Origin of the sequence: Paenibacillus sp. FSL R5-0470 (genome assembly GCF_037975205.1) — a bacterium.
Classification (GTDB): domain Bacteria; phylum Bacillota; class Bacilli; order Paenibacillales; family Paenibacillaceae; genus Paenibacillus_AQ.
The window spans coordinates 3,019,217-3,035,721 of the sequence record NZ_CP150238.1 but is presented as its reverse complement, the minus strand read 5'-3'; the positions used below and the strand labels follow the sequence as shown (position 1 = coordinate 3,035,721).

At 40.7% G+C, this 16,505-nt stretch carries 20 protein-coding genes; 3 read left to right on the top strand and 17 right to left on the bottom strand.

The window, feature by feature from the left end; translation table 11 throughout:
* Positions 1 to 69: 69 nt before the first annotated feature.
* Positions 70 to 834 (bottom strand): M15 family metallopeptidase, encoded by a 765-nt coding sequence (locus MKY99_RS13260; protein ID WP_339270969.1) that lies wholly within the window; start codon positions 832 to 834, stop codon positions 70 to 72.
* A 45-nt stretch (positions 835 to 879) separates the two neighbouring features.
* A complete protein-coding gene (locus MKY99_RS13255; RefSeq protein WP_339270967.1) occupies positions 880 to 1,791 on the bottom strand; it encodes a hypothetical protein in 912 nt (303 codons plus the stop codon).
* A 235-nt stretch (positions 1,792 to 2,026) separates the two neighbouring features.
* Between MKY99_RS13255 and MKY99_RS13250 the strand changes: the two genes are divergently transcribed.
* Positions 2,027 to 2,560, top strand: coding sequence for a PadR family transcriptional regulator (locus tag MKY99_RS13250; RefSeq protein ID WP_052404270.1), 534 nt, complete (start codon positions 2,027 to 2,029; stop codon positions 2,558 to 2,560).
* Between the two features lie 58 nt (positions 2,561 to 2,618).
* Positions 2,619 to 3,437, top strand: a complete 819-nt coding sequence (locus tag MKY99_RS13245; RefSeq protein ID WP_339270965.1) for an SDR family oxidoreductase — start codon at positions 2,619 to 2,621, stop codon at positions 3,435 to 3,437.
* A 159-nt stretch (positions 3,438 to 3,596) separates the two neighbouring features.
* On the opposite strand, the gene MKY99_RS13240 is transcribed toward MKY99_RS13245, so the two are convergent.
* Positions 3,597 to 5,051 carry a DHA2 family efflux MFS transporter permease subunit gene (locus MKY99_RS13240; protein ID WP_042193817.1) on the bottom strand — a complete coding sequence of 485 codons (1,455 nt, stop codon included), beginning with the start codon at positions 5,049 to 5,051 and terminating at the stop codon, positions 3,597 to 3,599.
* Between the two features lie 49 nt (positions 5,052 to 5,100).
* The gene (locus MKY99_RS13235) at positions 5,101 to 5,670 is read right to left on the bottom strand and encodes a TetR/AcrR family transcriptional regulator (RefSeq protein WP_042187803.1); all 570 of its coding nucleotides are present in this window, start codon (positions 5,668 to 5,670) and stop codon (positions 5,101 to 5,103) included.
* 162 nt (positions 5,671 to 5,832) lie between these two features.
* On the opposite strand from MKY99_RS13235, the gene MKY99_RS13230 reads away from it, so the two are divergent.
* Entirely contained in the window at positions 5,833 to 6,267 is a 435-nt protein-coding gene (locus MKY99_RS13230; RefSeq protein WP_339270963.1) for a DUF4395 domain-containing protein, read from the top strand.
* A 3-nt stretch (positions 6,268 to 6,270) separates the two neighbouring features.
* Here the strand turns inward: MKY99_RS13230 and MKY99_RS13225 are convergent, their stop codons facing one another.
* The 13 genes from MKY99_RS13225 to MKY99_RS13165 form a co-directional block, all read right to left on the bottom strand.
* A complete protein-coding gene (locus tag MKY99_RS13225) occupies positions 6,271 to 6,804 on the bottom strand; it encodes a hypothetical protein (protein ID WP_042187799.1) in 534 nt (177 codons plus the stop codon).
* A 103-nt stretch (positions 6,805 to 6,907) separates the two neighbouring features.
* On the bottom strand, positions 6,908 to 7,783 hold the full coding sequence (locus MKY99_RS13220; RefSeq protein ID WP_339270960.1) for a serine/threonine protein kinase: 876 nt from the start codon (positions 7,781 to 7,783) through the stop codon (positions 6,908 to 6,910).
* Between the two features lie 22 nt (positions 7,784 to 7,805).
* Positions 7,806 to 8,063: a GNAT family N-acetyltransferase gene (locus tag MKY99_RS13215; RefSeq protein ID WP_339270958.1), complete on the bottom strand. Its 258-nt coding sequence runs from the start codon at positions 8,061 to 8,063 to the stop codon at positions 7,806 to 7,808.
* Between the two features lie 89 nt (positions 8,064 to 8,152).
* Positions 8,153 to 8,422 (bottom strand): PQ-loop domain-containing transporter, encoded by a 270-nt coding sequence (locus tag MKY99_RS13210; protein WP_076286400.1) that lies wholly within the window; start codon positions 8,420 to 8,422, stop codon positions 8,153 to 8,155.
* Positions 8,423 to 8,509: 87 nt separating this feature from the next.
* Complete coding sequence (locus MKY99_RS13205; protein ID WP_339270956.1) at positions 8,510 to 9,484, bottom strand: ROK family protein; 975 nt, start codon at positions 9,482 to 9,484, stop codon at positions 8,510 to 8,512.
* Between the two features lie 106 nt (positions 9,485 to 9,590).
* A complete protein-coding gene (locus MKY99_RS13200; protein WP_339270954.1) occupies positions 9,591 to 11,099 on the bottom strand; it encodes a PLP-dependent aminotransferase family protein in 1,509 nt (502 codons plus the stop codon).
* 33 nt (positions 11,100 to 11,132) lie between these two features.
* The gene (locus MKY99_RS13195) at positions 11,133 to 11,444 is read right to left on the bottom strand and encodes an AzlD domain-containing protein (protein ID WP_042187788.1); all 312 of its coding nucleotides are present in this window, start codon (positions 11,442 to 11,444) and stop codon (positions 11,133 to 11,135) included.
* Entirely contained in the window at positions 11,441 to 12,289 is an 849-nt protein-coding gene (locus MKY99_RS13190) for an AzlC family ABC transporter permease (RefSeq protein WP_339270952.1), read from the bottom strand. Before MKY99_RS13190 ends, MKY99_RS13195 begins: the two co-directional genes overlap by 4 nt.
* A gap of 41 nt (positions 12,290 to 12,330) precedes the next feature.
* Positions 12,331 to 13,434: a PRK06851 family protein gene (locus tag MKY99_RS13185; protein WP_339270951.1), complete on the bottom strand. Its 1,104-nt coding sequence runs from the start codon at positions 13,432 to 13,434 to the stop codon at positions 12,331 to 12,333.
* Positions 13,435 to 13,525: 91 nt separating this feature from the next.
* Positions 13,526 to 13,981, bottom strand: a complete 456-nt coding sequence (locus tag MKY99_RS13180; protein ID WP_042187782.1) for an NUDIX hydrolase — start codon at positions 13,979 to 13,981, stop codon at positions 13,526 to 13,528.
* A 151-nt stretch (positions 13,982 to 14,132) separates the two neighbouring features.
* A complete protein-coding gene (locus MKY99_RS13175) occupies positions 14,133 to 14,753 on the bottom strand; it encodes a thermonuclease family protein (RefSeq protein WP_339270949.1) in 621 nt (206 codons plus the stop codon).
* Between the two features lie 171 nt (positions 14,754 to 14,924).
* Positions 14,925 to 16,103 carry an MFS transporter gene (locus MKY99_RS13170; RefSeq protein ID WP_339270947.1) on the bottom strand — a complete coding sequence of 393 codons (1,179 nt, stop codon included), beginning with the start codon at positions 16,101 to 16,103 and terminating at the stop codon, positions 14,925 to 14,927.
* 82 nt (positions 16,104 to 16,185) lie between these two features.
* Positions 16,186 to 16,497 (bottom strand): ArsR family transcriptional regulator, encoded by a 312-nt coding sequence (locus tag MKY99_RS13165; protein ID WP_339271626.1) that lies wholly within the window; start codon positions 16,495 to 16,497, stop codon positions 16,186 to 16,188.
* Between the last annotated feature and the right edge of the window lie 8 nt (positions 16,498 to 16,505).

Genomic DNA, 16,505 nt, shown 5'->3' with positions numbered 1-16,505 from the left:
TAATCCTAATGGTAGTAAAGCTCAACAAAAAAAGTGAATCGCTTCTTACATGGACATTCAAGTTCTAGGCTATTCCACCTTGAAGTCAAAATATTGTTTAGGATAAGGTTCCTTGATCAGCATAAAATGCCACCATTCTTTACTGTAAGGTTTAAATCCCTGTTTTACCATCGCCTCTTTGAGGATCGCCCGATTTGCTTTCTGAGTCTTGTTGATTAAGGACGTATCGTAATAGGAGATGTCTCCGAAAAAATCAAAAGGGCTTCCCATGTCTACTTCAGCTCCCGTTTCTTTATTTACGATCGTTAAATCGACGGTGCTACCTCTGGAATGGCCTGATTTTTTAGCTATAAAACCAAGTTTAAATAGATTACGTTTATCCAGTCGCGGATAATATTGCTGTTTCATTTTAGTATCTACGGCATTCTGTGACCATCTTACAAAATGATTCACCGCCGTCTGCGGACGATAAGCATCATAAATTTTAAGAATATACCCTTTGTCCGCTAAATCCTCACTTACAGTCTTTAAAGCTGTTGCCGCTGTCCGCGAGAATATCGCTAAAGGCGCCTTGTAGCCATCAATCCGCTTCCCCACAAAATTATTATCTCCGTAATATCGAATCTCATATTGTGCCGTTGGGATCACTTCATCCAGATAGACAAAACCTTGCGGTAAATGGTTCTTCTTCTCAATATGCATTTGCTGCAGCACTGAGTCTGTTGAAGAGCCGACATAAGCAGCTTCTGCGCTACCCATAAACATACTGTTTGTCCACAACAACAGCACAACTGCAAAAACTGCGATTCTTATTCCTTTTGATCCTATTCTCAATTAATCCAGCCTCTTCTCAGATGTTGTCTTTACATACTCTAATAATTACGAGTTTACGGTTTCAACTAGAAATTTTTCTATTACAGGAGTGAATTTATTATTCGTAGAATTAAGTAATTGTAGTAGCTTTTCTAAAATCGAAAGAATTCTAGTATCAACTTTGCTATTTTTTAGTGCATTCTCATACGCCTTTTTTACTTCTGGTTTGATAACTTGCTCATCATAGTCATATGCAGGTGTATTACTTGTTCCATATAATAAGCGAGATGTTGCAATGAGAAGTTCTTTTTGAAGAGCGGTTGAACGGTTAGAAGCAGGATATTTCGTCACAAAATCCTCTATTGCAAGCGCTCTATTCGTTAACTCAGTCCAACTGATTACAATCGCTGCATCAGATACACTCGGTTGATTAGATTCGGTGGCCATGATGTCAATATAAGCTGCGATGTCCTTCGTAATATACGGCTTAAAGATCTTAAATCCCTCATAATGCATTACCGGATAGTACATGCCCTCACTGGTCTCCAGCTTATATCCCTTATCCCGGCCTTCAATTAACACATTGCGTACGTTGGCATCTTTGATCGTATTAAGGAGTGAGGTATAGGTTAGATTTTTGCTTTTGGAAAAAGCACTGTTTATCTCTTTCTGCATCTTGTCCGGAAAAACCTTTTCTGAGTATACAGATAAATGTGCCTTCTGTGCATTCTCGAGCTGAAGTGTCATCTGAGTCGCTGTCCAGGTATCCACTTCTTTAATATGGTTAATTAAATAATTACGTGCGTTAGCAAGAGATGTCGGCTTCTGTACATACTGCTGGAATTGATTATAAACGCCTGCAGATTCCGTTGCCGTTGCCGTTGCGGCAGATACTGGCTCTATACCCAAAGTACTGAATCCTGTCACTGAACCAAGGGCTATAGCAATACTTAACAAGCCGGATTTTTTCCAGTTCAATAGATGACCTCCCTTTTGCCATATATGTAATTGTACTTAATATTTAGACATACGGGAATGACCTGAAACTAATTGGTTCATAGTACCCATTCCAAACAATCCTCAAGGAACAAGTGATTTATGATTTCGATAAAGTTACCTGTATCAAAATAATATATATTGACACAATATATATCTAACCGATATATTATAAGCGTGATATACAAATATTTCTAAACAACAAGGAGGTTCTATTTTGAACAGTCAGGATGTTATTTTAGGCATGCTTATGAAAGAATCGAAGACTGGTTACGAAATAAAACAGTTATTGGAGGATGTATTCTCTAATTTCTATAGTTCTAGTTATGGAACGATTTATCCCACACTTGCTCGCATGGAAAAGGAGGGTTTGATAACTAAGGAAAATGTGCAGCAGGCAGGTAAGCCTAATAAGAATCTTTTAAACATCACGGATAAAGGAAGAGATAGTTTTAACGCCTATTTGCTAGCCCCACTAGAGGCTGACAGTATTAAGAAATCTGATTTTATGATGAGGCTATACTTTGGTGAATTTGTTGGGTATGACAAGGTGATTCTTTGGTTGAAGCAGGTACAGGAGGAATCACAACATAAGTTAGATCAGTTACTTGCGCAGTATTCACTTTATAAAGATGAAATGCATCCAGCACAGATCATCTGTATCCAAATTGGCATTGAAGAATATAAAGCAAAACTCAAAATCATTGCCGAAGGGTTGTCAAACATGGAGCAGTTAGTGCTTACGAAGTAAGTTTTGTACGTACCAAGTGAAAATGTAACGCTCAGAAAACTTTTGGGAGGAATTGTTAATGAAAACAATTTTTATAACGGGTGCTTCGTCTGGCATTGGGAGAACTACAGCAAAACATTTTGCTGAAAGAGGATGGAACGTCGTAGCCACGATGCGTTCCCCTGAACAAGAAAGTGAACTTATTACACTTGATAATGTATTGGTTTTACAGCTTGATGTAGAGAAATCAGATACAATTCAATCTGCGTTAGCGGAAGCGATTAAGCGGTTCGGTAAAATTGACGTTCTTCTCAATAATGCTGGTTATGGAACAATGGGTCTTATTGAAGTAGCTACAGATGAGCAGATCAGAAGGCAGTTTGAAGTGAACGTGTTTGGTCTTATCAGTATGACTAAAGCCATATTGCCACATTTTAGATCTAATCAAGATGGTTTGCTAATCAATATCTCTTCTATGGGAGGGAAAGTAACCTTTCCTACAATGTCTCTGTATCATTCAACGAAATTTGCCGTTGAAGGTTTTTCTGAATCCGTATCTTATGAATTAGCATCACAGAACATTAAAGTTAAGTTAATTGAACCAGGTGCTATTCAGACGGACTTTGGTGGAAGATCGATGGAGTTCTTTTTTAATGATACATTAACGGATTATAAACCCTTTACTACTGCATTTTTGGGTAAATTGGGTGAGATGGAAAAACAACCTACCTATGCTTCGCCTCCAGAAATTGTTGCGGAAACAATATATCAAGCCGCCACTGATGGGACAAGTCAGTTCCGGTACATTGTTGGAGAAGATGCAAAAATGCTCATTCATATGAAAGAAAATACAGATGAAGCAGAGTATCTGACTAATATAGCCCAGCATTTTTCTTAAAAAGAAGTTAGGTAGCGGACGCTTCTCGGTATTCTACCGGGGAGAGGTCCCTCTTTCTTGTTATGATTAAAAAAATCCCCTCCGATTAACAGTGGTATGTTCATATGTACATGAACCTTCTCCACTATCTACCGTAAGGGGATTTTACAAGCTTAATGATTAATGCATTGGTGTATTCATTTTATGATTAACGACTACTCTTTTCACGAAGAACGCAAGAATTAGACCTACAATCGCCATACTCATTCCGAAAATAAATGCATTTTGTACACCTTGCGTGAATGCAGGCAACATATTAGCTGGATCGGCAGGATCGGCCACAGTCTTCAAATAACTCTTAGAACCTGCGGACATAATGCTGACAGCTAATGCAGTACCGATCGCACCAGCAACCTGCTGCAAAGTATTCATGATCGCTGTACCATCTGGATATAATTCTAACGGCAGCTGGTTAATTCCGTTGGTTTGTGCAGGCATAAATACCATCGACACACCAATCATAAGCGTACTGTGAAGTACGATTACGAATACAACCGTAGAAGCAACAGTAATACTGGAGAAGAACCACAAAGCAGTAGCTGCAATAATTAGACCCGGAATAACGAGCCATTTGGGACCGTATTTGTCGAACAGACGACCCATGATTGGGGACATCAATCCGTTAATAATCCCCCCTGGAAGTAGCAGCAAGCCTGCCTTGAACGCTGTATACCCTTGACCCTGTTGAAGATACATTGGAAGAATCAACATGGATGATAGGATAACCATCATACAAATAAATACCATAGCCACACCAATAGAGAACATTGGATATTTAAAAGCTCGCAGATTAATCATAGGCTGCTTCATCTTCATTTGGCGCAAACCAAACAATAAGAGTGATACCACACCTACTACGATAGCAATGATTACTTTTGGACTTCCCCAACCAGCTTCTTCACCGGCGCTACTGAAACCAAACACGATTCCACCAAACCCGATTGATGATAACACTATGGAGAGGATGTCGATCTTCGGCTTCGTAACCTTCGTTACATTCTGCATGAAGAGGATCCCGAATATCAATGCGATCACCAGGAATGGCAGTGACAGCCAGAAGATCCAGTGCCAGCTAAGGCTTTCAATTAGAAGACCGGCAATAGTAGGACCGATCGCTGGTGCTACCATGATAACCAATCCTATCATCCCCATCGCGGCACCACGTTTTTCAGGAGCAATGATAATAAGGATCGTATTGAACATAAGTGGTAAAAGAAGCGCTGTACCCATTGCTTGTACCACACGCGCTGTTAATAGGAACTCAAAACTAGGTGATACTGCAGCTAAAAACGTTCCAAGTATTGAAAAACATAAAGCAGCAACAAACAACTGTCTAGTCGAGAACCACTGAAGCAGCATACCCGAAATCGGTACTAGAATTCCCAGTGTAAGCAGATAAGCCGTCGTCAACCATTGTGCTGTTGCTGGAGTAATTTGAAGGACATTCATAAGATCACTTAAAGCTACATTCAGTGCGGTTTCACTGAACATTCCGATAAATCCTGCAAGTAGTAAAGAGACTAGAATCGGAATGGTTTTAAACTTCTTTACTTCCTTTTGTTGCTTTCCTTGCATAGTTGCTTCCACTCTTAATCCCCCTGATGTTCTTATCTATTGTCTATCTCTAACCAAGTATTGCTGGGATAATCTTCGCCGCCGCGAGAAGCGGCTGTTCATCCCGTAAAGTCAGCGTCTGAAGAAGCGCTCCTTCAAATAATGAGACTATTACTGAAGCCTTATCGGCTGCAGTGTTGCTCTCCACACCTTCTTCCAGAAGGCGTTTCTTGATCACATCCTGCAAGTCCATAAACACAGATTTACATGCAGTCCGCAGCTCCTCACTAATACAAGAGGTCTCCGCCGCTAACCAAAAACTAAATGGAACAATCCCCTCAAATGAAGATTCCACTGCATCCATAGCCATGCCTAGAATAAAATCCTCCATTGCTTCAGCTGCACTATTGCTGCTCTCCATATGACAGTTCAGTTTCTGAGCGACTGTTAGACTAGTCCGGTTAATGCATGTTAAAGCCAGCTCTTCTTTACCGTGGGGGAAGTAATAATAAAGAGATCCCTTCGGTGAATCGCTGTCTTTAATAATCTGATTTAGTCCTGTTGCATGATATCCCTGAGAAAAAAATAATTTCGAAGCGGTGTCCAGAATCGCCTCACGCGTATTCGGCTTGTTCGACAAGCTGACACTTCCTTTGCATTATAACAATTGGTCTACATAATAAAACCATATTTTTAAGAGATATGTCAACATATAAATTACTTAAATTCAAAGTAATCTACTTCCCATTCCCTCAACCTCAGCGTATACTATAATTATTCCAATAAGAAAGGTGTGAATAAAATGCAAGACGTGCCAAAAGGAATTCCACGACCATTAGTAAAGACTAATCAGGCGTTTATCGTCATTTCTGTAATATTGACATGGCTAACAGGACAGCACTGGATTCTTGCGCTGCCCTTGTTTGCCGGATTGCTCGGACTCTTGTTCGGTTATAATCCCATCATTAAACTGGCTGCTAAGTTTCTGACAAAAGAACGTTCGCACTATGTACTCGAAGACTGGTCACAGCAACAGTTTAACCAAACGATTGCTGTCTTCTGCCTCACAGGTGGTCTGATCAGCTTCATCGCGGGGTGGACGATTGCTGCCTATATTTTCACAGCGCTAGTTGCAGTGGCAGCCACTGTTGCGATACTTGGATTTTGCATCGGATGTTTTATCCATTATCAGTGGAAAATGTACAATTACAGACGTAAACAGAGCAGCACACATTAAATCTTAATCTTTCTCTTCTCCAACAACATCCCAGCGATGGCGAAATTTTAGTAGCCTTGGATGAAGTGATGAAGGTGCAGATGGCAACAATAAGCGGATCTTTACAATCCATTCTTCAAAAGAGGAGTAAGACGCAAACTGATTCGCCACCTCAGGTGTTAAATACAAAAAAATCGGCGAAGGATAGATTTCTGCAAGATGTCGAAGCGCAGAATCAAGCGGAGTATATTTCTTTCGCTTTCCCTCCAAACTCTCTACCGTGATGAAGCTAAGTCCTTGCTCCCTCTTCCATTCATGCAGCCGGTCCTCTCGCTTATAATAAGCGCTCACCGGCTCTTTGGTCATCCGTCTCACCGTTTCTTCATGAAGCGGATATAGCACTAGCTTAGTGAAACGCCGATCGGTGGCCGTTTTTGCCGCGATTACAAGTTCCTGATCTGTTATATGTTCAAAAGAATCGTAAAACACTAACGTCCCTTTACGTTGTTCAACCGGTGGCTCATAGCCGTAGGGAACATGCTGAATGTCTCTTTTCATTGAAATCCCTCCTGCTTGTTCTATTTATAAATCATATCATGTGACAATAGCAGAGCTATCATTCTTATCTTGCAGCTTAAGCAGTTCTCACTTCCCACCTACCTCAAACAATTCCTGCTCTATCCCAAGCTAATTTAAATTCCGCCACACTCTGATACCGCTGCTCACGCTCTAGGCTAACCGCCCGTAAAGCAACCTCGTAGTGAGCTTCGCTCGCCTCCCATTTTGCAAACGACCGGTCGGAGGATCCTCCTAAAAGAACAAATGAAGTTGCGCCCATATTGAATACATTGGTAACTTCATCAATCGGTGCACCCAAGATAAACTCTTCCGGTGACTTGAATCTGGATGAGCCCCAGAAGTTCTCTCCCAGATCATTTACAGTTGGCTTAGGTCTATAAAAATCAATATCACAAATCCTTGTTTCATCGTTCGCGAAATTATAAAGAATACTTCCATCATAAAAATCGACAGCGACATAACCCTGCAACTCAACATGTTCATGAAACGCAAAGATTACGTCTAAGGACGCTAAACGTTTTTCAATAGATAGTTGCTTATAGCGGTAAAAAGGCGATTCCGGATGGTTCAACTTAGCTTCTCCCGCAAACAGCCAATGCGAATGTAAACATTCACCTTCAAACCATTCAAACACTGCTGCATATCCCACTCCAACTTCAAAATGTGACACCAGATAGATCAGCACTTCAGATTCAAGCTCTTTATATACCGGAATAGCTTTAATCAAATTATCAACAGCATCCGAGGGGTTTCCATCGTAAGTCAAAGGCTTTGCACCAGCAAATTTCACAAAATACCTCTGACCTTCCTTCTCCACACCAAAAGAAAGATTGCCCGAATCCTGCTGATCGAACACTTTGAACACCCTGCCAAGTTTAGATAACCAAGCAAAATCACAAGGCTCTTGCAATTGAAAAGTTACTGCATCGATTTCGTATGTAAAATATTTTTCGCTCAAATGTACCTCCGCATTTACTAACCTAAGTTAGCTCTATTTTCATAAAGATTCCGGCGATGATTGTTTCATGAGGACCTATTCTTTTGACAATTTCATACGGCTTAAACCCTAACCTGGAGTATAATAACATCCCTTTAGTATTCACATTATGACAAACTAAATGTAACTCTTGAAGCTGTAAGTCCTCTTTAGCAGCAGCAAGCATGGTACGAATCAAATACTCCGCGGCTCCCTTACCTCTATAATCGGGTGAAACAATAACATTTCCTAGCCAGTACAAATCTTGTTCTTGTCATATTGCGGCATAATCCGTAGATGCGGCTTTTCGGTAACTGTACGTCATTCCGTTTCCTACCTTCTTAACTTCAATCATGATCTTGCTCGATATTTAAGCACTAGAATAATAACCAGCAACACAACACATAAGGACATCGTATTCGTAATCAAAAAAGCTAAACCTACTCCCGTAACCGCCAAACTTATCGCGTATGCTTCCATTAGACTAATCCCGAGCAGCATAAGTAAATACGACTTCAAATTTAAATCGGCTACGGATTTTGATTTGAGGATTTGAATAATTTGAGGAATCCATCCCAAAGACAGGATCACCCCACCTATTAATTGCATGATTGCAAACATATGAGCACCTCCACGGATTTTATTACTGTTGTATTCCGGGCGGCTCCATCTGGTTCCAGTTCATACTAAATTAACAATTATTTTTAGCTACTCTGCTTCTTTAAGCTTACTATATGCATAAGAGGCCGCACCAATAGTTCCAGCCCGACTCCCTAGCGAAGCTTGAACAATTTCACACTTACTGCCAGATAGCTTCAACGCATGCTGACTTACAGTTTCTCTTACAGGTTGGAGCAACTTATCACCCGCTGCTGCCATCCCCCCACCTACAATAATAAGATCAGGGTTCAGCATATTCACTACATTCGCTAATCCAAAGCCAAGTATAGTCCCCGTCTCCTGCATGACCTCCATAGAGATAGCGTCTCCGAGTTCGTAGGCTTCAGATATCATTAGCGCGGTAATTTGCTCTTCTTGATCATTAGTCCAGGTCTGAATTATGCTGGTTCGGCCTTCCTTCAGCTTCTCTTTAAAAGTGTTCACCATGCCAAGCGCGGAGACATATCGTCCCAAGCAGCCCGAGCTCCCACATTTACAAGGTCGTCCGTTCCTGTACATATTCATGTGCCCAATTTCACCAGCGCTATAAGACGTGCCGTAGATTACTTTCCCGTTGTTCACAATACCCGATCCTAAACCCGTTCCCAAAGTAATCAGAACTAGATTGTTATAACCTCTGCCTGCACCTTGCTGCCATTCTCCATACAGATTAACCCTTACATCGTTATCAATGAAAATAGGGAAATCATAAAACTTCTTCATCTCGTCAACAACATGTACTTGCTCCCACCCCGGAAAATTAGGGGAGAAAAAAGAAATGCCCGCTACCGGATCAAGTAATCCGGGCACTCCGATTCCCATACCTTCTACTAAATCTAACGAAATATCCGCTTCAACCGTAATCAAACGTACAGCTTCTCTAATCCGTTCCAGCACATGTAACGGGCCTTTGGCTGCCTCTGTAGGTGTAGATATTTCTTTAACAGCTATAAAATCGAAATCGTAAATTCCTGCTTTGATATTCGTTCCACCGAGATCAATTCCTATAATGTAGCGTTTCATAAGAACCTCCAGAATTAGAAATAACTTCACCTTTTATTATGAATGTCTGAAGGCTGAAACTATAGAGGGAACATACAAGTTATATGATAAAGTTCCAACATTTCTATTACAAATGACTACTACTAACTGTCGCTTCTGCTTCGGCTAACATCAGTCTGTTCACACCCATCTTAATCTGATTCTCAGTAAGATTAGAATAGCCTAGTAGAAACACAGGTCCCTTAGGTTTACTCTCCAGAAAATAAGAGGATGCAGGATATACACGAACTCCGTAATGGAGCGCCACTTCAGCTATACGATTCTCTTCGGCATCCGACTCCAGCTCAATCAGTAAGTGCAGCCCCGCTTCCTCGCCGTAATATCGCACTCGACTTCCAAATTCAGTATTCAAGCTATTTACGAGACAGGCTCTACGAGAGGCATACAGCTTACCCATCTGTGTAACATGCCTTGCATAGTGACCATTCTGAATAAATTCAGCTAACGCTTCCTGATCCAAAGCAGAAGACATGCGATCTGTAATCCATTTAACAGCTAAAAAAGGTTGAAGCAAAGCTGGAGGCAACACAACATAACCTATCCGCAGAGAAGGAAATAATACTTTACTAAAGCTGCCTACATAAATGACTCGCCCCTCAACATCAAGACCAGCAAGCGCGGATAATTTCGGACCCTCGTACCTATATTCACTGTCATAATCGTCTTCAATAATAAAAGCATGATTAGCTTTCGCCCAATCCAACAGCTGAACTCTTCGTTTCAAGGACAGTGTCGTCCCAAAAGGGAACTGGTGAGAAGGCGTAACATAGACTAGCTTTGGCGATTTTTTAAGATTACCTTCTTTATCGTTATCACTGTTTGTCTGGATCTCTTCCACACAGATGCCATCTTGATCTACTTTAACAGGTATGACCTCTACCCCAGCAAAAGAAAATATTTCACGCACAACGCTATGTGAAGGATCTTCAACAATGACTTGATCACCTTTAAATAAGAAAATCCTCGATAAAATATCAAGAGCTTGGGTAGCTCCAGAAGTAATCACGATTTGTTCTGGAACAACGGGCATAGACCGCGTGGAACGTAATAAACGAGCAATTTCTCGGCGTAGTCCCAGTGAACCCTCCGCAGGGCCATAGCCTAAAGTATCCGGTGAAGCGCGGCGGCAAGCATTCATTAGAGCTTTTTGCCATTGATCCATAGGAAACGCATCCCAAGCAGGTACACCATGTCGAAAATCGCAAAATACCGGGTTCAAATGATCAACTTCTCTAGTAGAAGGAGGATTAAGCGTAAGGATATCAGGTCCCTTCGTTATAAAATTGTAAGGGCTCTCATAATCTTTTGTAACTTTCTCCTCCAACGTCAACTCCGCAATAAACGTTCCCGCCCCTTTTCTCATCTCCAGATACCCTTCTGCCTGTAGTAGCTCATAGGATTGAAGGACCACGCTTCTGGATACTCCAAGCTGATTGGCCAAAGTTCTAGACGGAGGCAGGGGGTCCCCCCCGCTTAAAGCTCCTGAATGGATAGCATTTCGAACTTGCTCGTAAATTTGACGGCTAAATGGTATCTGTCGTTCTTTATCGAGTGTGATCAGCAAATCATGCTTCATAAGAGGTCCTCCCCTTCTGTTCCGACTTTTGATTTAAAAATATAGGGTTAGCATTTTTACGAGTATTGCTGCGGAAACAGAGCCTAGAATCACGAAGAGCAGCGGAATTTTTCTAATTAATACCAGTATAACAGCGACAGTCCCTGATGCGATACCCACAAGATTAACATCTGGGTCTACCTGAATGATTCCAGGCACCGTTAACGCACTAAGAACCGCAATGGGCAAATACTCCAGTAGCGCTTGGACTTTGGAAGAACCATTTGTATGGTTCGTAAGCAGTAAAGGCACAAAACGAAATAAAAATGTAATAACAGCCATACCTATGATGATTAATATAGTCATACGGATACCCCCTTCTCCGCTTTGACTTGCCCTTTAATTAAGGAGCCCACTGCCATACCGATCAACATAGCTATAAGAATCGAAGAGTTTCCCAGCAAAGGGTTCAGTAGCCAAGATGATCCTGCAGCTGAAATACATATAGCCATATTCCGTAAGCTGCCTTTCAATTGAGGTACAACAAGTACAATTAGTAAGGCATATAATGACGTGTTTAGCGCCGGTAAATATAAAGCTGGGATATAGGAGGCAAGGGTGATCCCCGAAGCTGTTGCTATCAGGTTAGCGACATAGGGAGGGATTTGTAGGCCTAGCAGATAAGGAAGTCCTAATGGCTGGTTCATTTTTTCATTCTCCGTTTTACGGTTTACTCCTTCTCGAGGGATCATACTAACGGCATATACCTCTTCTGTTAAACTGAAGCCAATCCAAGTTCTCGCTAGTACACTGATGTTACGATTTAACTGCCCTCCAAAGGATAAGCTGATAAACAAATATCTTAAGTTAATGATCAGAGTAAGCAGTAAAATCACTGGAGCGGCTGCTCCTGCGGCAAGCATTTTTACACCGATAAATTGACTAGCCCCCGCAAATACGAGCGCTGACAATAAGAATACTTCCAGACTTCCTAGACCTAACCCCTTACCGACCAATCCAAACGTAAAGCAAGCTGGGATAAATCCTGCAACAATTGCGATAGAATCTTTTAGCCCTGTTCTAAACATTACTTTTTGATCATTCATAAGTTTCTCTCCCTTATCGTTGTTACTAGAGAGAGCATACTTGGATACAGTTCCAGTGGAAATAACCACATTGGTGCGTATGTACCATACCAATTTCTTTCTCACAAAAAAAGACCGCCCTCTAGAGAGCGATCTTAAATGTAGGTTTAAACCTCCAGTGGACTTTCAACAATCTCGTTGATTTCCTCTAAAATCTGCGATTTAATCTGGTCTACTCGATCAAAATTCAGGGTAGAAGTATAGATTTGCTTTAATGCAACTAGGAATACTTTTGCGTCTGTAAGATGTTGTGTGGATTGCTTCATGGTACTCGAATATCGCTCTTTAATGCCGGCAATAGCTTCGGAATATTCTTCATCTGTACCAGGCAGTATACAGCGGGAATACATATCGACGATCTCGTCGGTTGCCCGATCTGGGTAGTACTCATGTGGAGCCGTACTATCAAAAATAGCAAAGCCAAGCTCACGCACAATAATCATATCAAGGCTATTTGGATCGAAGCCACAGTGGTAAATTTCAACATCGAAACCACGTTTGATGCCTTCAGCCGCTATTTTCTTTAACAGTGTAGATTTTCCGGAGCCCGCACGTCCTTTAACCAGATATCTTTTTAGTCCTGAGGTTAGATTAGGAACAAAATCCACGGCCCCCTTAGGCGTCGCCGCACCTAAAAAACGATGATCTACCCGGCTGGATTTTTCAGATTTCTGATCATCATACAAAAGCTTAATATACTCCTGTGTCAGCTCATCAGCTGCTCGAAAATCCATTTTCGCGATATAAATTGCTTCCCATTCGTCATGAATGCGAAGAGCTTCAGCAAAGCCAGCATAAGCCAATTCATGTTCTTGTTTAATGGCTCCGACTAAATTATCGATTTCCAACTTCTGCTGGCACAACTGGAACTGATCAGCGGCCTGCTCCAAATCTACAAATACGATGGACTCTTCAGGCAGTTCAGGGTTTATTACTCGCGGAGCTGTTCCATCCACAATTCCTATATTTAATTTGGGAATAATCACACCGTCGAATGAATCGTTATCTGATGCAGTGTGGATGAACCAGATCTCATAACCTTGTTGATTCAACTGCTCTCCAATTTCTCTAATCAGTTTGGTCTGCCCCGTACCTGGGCCTCCTTTTAAAACATATAGACGCGTTAAACTTTGCAATGACGACTCATAGAGGCTGTAAAAGCCGTGAGCCGTATTCCCGCCAGCAAAGAAATTGAGGATTGTTCCGTTCATAATCGCACACCTTTCCGGGCTAATGTCATGGTTCATATTTCATCGTATTATGGTTCCCTGGGAAAGGTGACACTTTAAGTGAGATGTGGTCTTACTTCATAAAATGATCCATAAATCTCTTAATGACTGGAACATCAGGAGGTGATAACTCGCTAGGCAATTCTCCATAATTAAAAAAACGGACTTCTTGCACTTCAATTCCATCTTCTTTAAGCGCACCGTCAAATTCTGTACATAGATAAGCGGCTACAACATTATATACTTCATCACCGTTTGGATATTTGTAATAAAGCTCTTGTCCAGAAAACATGTCGAACAATTCAAGTCCTCTGGCTTGTAAACCTGTCTCCTCAAAAAGTTCCCTTTTAGCAACCTCTTCCAAAGTCTCCCCAAGCTCCATCGAGCCACCTGGCAACCCCCAGCAACCGTTGTCCGTTCTACGTTGTAATAGTAATTGCTGCTCGCTACACAACAAAACACAGGCTCCTGCCATAATAAGCGGCCTGGTACCTACTAGTTTTCTTAGCTCCATAATATAATTGCTCATTACACAGCATCCTTTTCGTTAATGGATTGTTTTTTTTGTTCATCCCCAAATATAATCACAGGAATCATACCACAATATTACATTTATAACATTCGAAAGCAAATAAAAAAGCTACCTCATGGTAGCTCTATAAATCCTGATTACTAGATAATCATTTCGTTTTTGGAACATGAAAACCATTGTTTTGCGCGTAATTTTCAATACTCCAGATGCCGATTCCCTGCTCTCTTGCTTTATCCTGTATAGCTCTAAATTGATCTACGTATTTCGTATTAGGTGCAAATACATATGCCACACGTGCATAACCCTGCTCTAGCAGAAGCTCATTAAACATTTTGCCATCGATATAGAGATAACAGAGTAGACGACCATATTTATCTCGTTCTGATACATCTAGTTCAATTTGCACATCTTTATTAGTAAGCATCTTTTTGGCATAATCAGAGGCTTCTATCGAAAATGGCTGTGGCTCAGGAATGTTCGGATTAACGGATTCAGGGGTATCGACTAGTAGCAAGCGTACTGTTTCTTTTTTACCGTCGATAGTCAGCTTCATGGTGTCACCATCAACTACCCGTGTTACCTTAGCATCTAATAAACGTCTGTTATCCTCTTGTGTATTCTTTGCCGTAGCATCAGATTTAGGGCTAGGACTTGTTGTTATAGATGGAGCTTGATCTGAAGTAGACTGCTCGGCGAAAGTGCAAGCGGTAGCTGTTCCGAGTATGAGGGTGATGGCTAAGCAGATTTTTAATAGATACGTTTTACTCATGGTTAAACCTCTTTCTTATACATATGTAATAGCTTCATGGGGTCTAATTAAAATAAATCAAAATAGTAAAAAACACAAGTTTGTAATACTTAATATAGAAAACAACGACAGCTATGTATCAGAAAAATAAGATACATGGCTGTCGCTGTTTTAATAAATTCATAATCTCCGTTAATCACCCAGCTTAGCTTCTGTTACGTTTAAGTTAGAAATTTTTATTTTGATTATGATCGATAAGAAAGCAAGCAGGGAAAACATAATTCCGATCCAGATGAGCTGATGTATTCCTGCATGAGAAATAAACCAACCACCGATAGCAGTCCCTATCGTAATTCCAAGATTGGAGAATGAAATAAACAAGCTGTTACCGAATTCGGGAGCTTCTTTCGCCTCGGTCGTTAACCATGCTTGACTGACAATGAGTCCGCCGGAATGCACTGCCCCCCAAATGATTATGATAATAACCATCGGAATGAAATAAGATCCTAGATAATAAACGAAGAGGTAAGTTACCGCATATAGCAGAGGAAACATGATGACGGTCTTTGAAATGCTTTTATGCAAAAGGCCCCCAAATAAAAAATTCCCAAAAATCATGATTATACCAAAGACCATCAACATGATACTAATCCATGATCCATTCATCTGTGTTACTTGACCAAGATACTCAGCAAAGTAACTATATACAGAAAACATAGCTGCAAAAATAAAAATAACAGTCACAATATTTAACCATAATAGGGGTTTGCGTAGTATACCAAGCTGCTTGCCATAAGACATTTTTTCTTTAACAGGCATGGAAGGAAGCCAAGCGAGTATCCCTAAAAAGGCAATTATACTTACAACAGCACCAAACAGGAAAGCAACTTCTAATGATATTTTGTCCGCGAGATAAGAAGTCAAAGGCACACCAAAAGCAAACCCGACTGTAATTCCGGCGAAAACCTTTGTAACTGCTTTAGTACTCTTTTCTGGTGGGACAAGTTGAGCAGCGGTCACAAGAGCAACTGAAAAAAAGACAGGATGAAAAATAGCAGGGATAATACGAAAAATCAGCATTACTTCAAACATAGTTGTATAAGCGTACACAACATTTGAAACTGCAAAAATAAGCACAGCCGTTAATAGAATAACTTTACGATTGATACCAGAAGCCAGTAATGTTAGAAATGGACCAGAAATGGCAACGACTAAAGCAAATATACTTACAAGCCATCCAGTCTGTGAAGTCGATATATTAAATTTTTGAGTTATCTGCGGTAGAACACCTATAATCCCCATTTCCGTAGTGATAATACCAAATACACCTAAAGCCAGAATAATAATAAGCAACGGGTTAATCTTTTTCATTTTTAAAATAATCCTCCATTTATATTCACATATACAGAATTGTAGATATGTATTATCAAAAAAAAGTCTTCCCTCCTCTCATTTATAGTTTCTGTTTAATATACTCGGAAAATTCCTGAATTGTCTTCTCGTTTCGACGATAGTACGTCCACTTCCCAATTCGCTCAGATTCCAACAAACCAGCTTTTTGCATTGTCAACAAATAACTCGAGATAACAGACTGTGCAAGTCCCGCTTTAGCTTGAATATCTCCCACGCATATTCCAGTTCGAAAACTAAGGCCTTGTTGCAAATAAGGCTTCTCATCAAAGAATTCCGCCGGAGTTTTTAACCACATCATAATCTGACTACGTGTCTCGTTAGACAAAGCTTTAAATATCACTAAAGGTTCCATGCATTTCA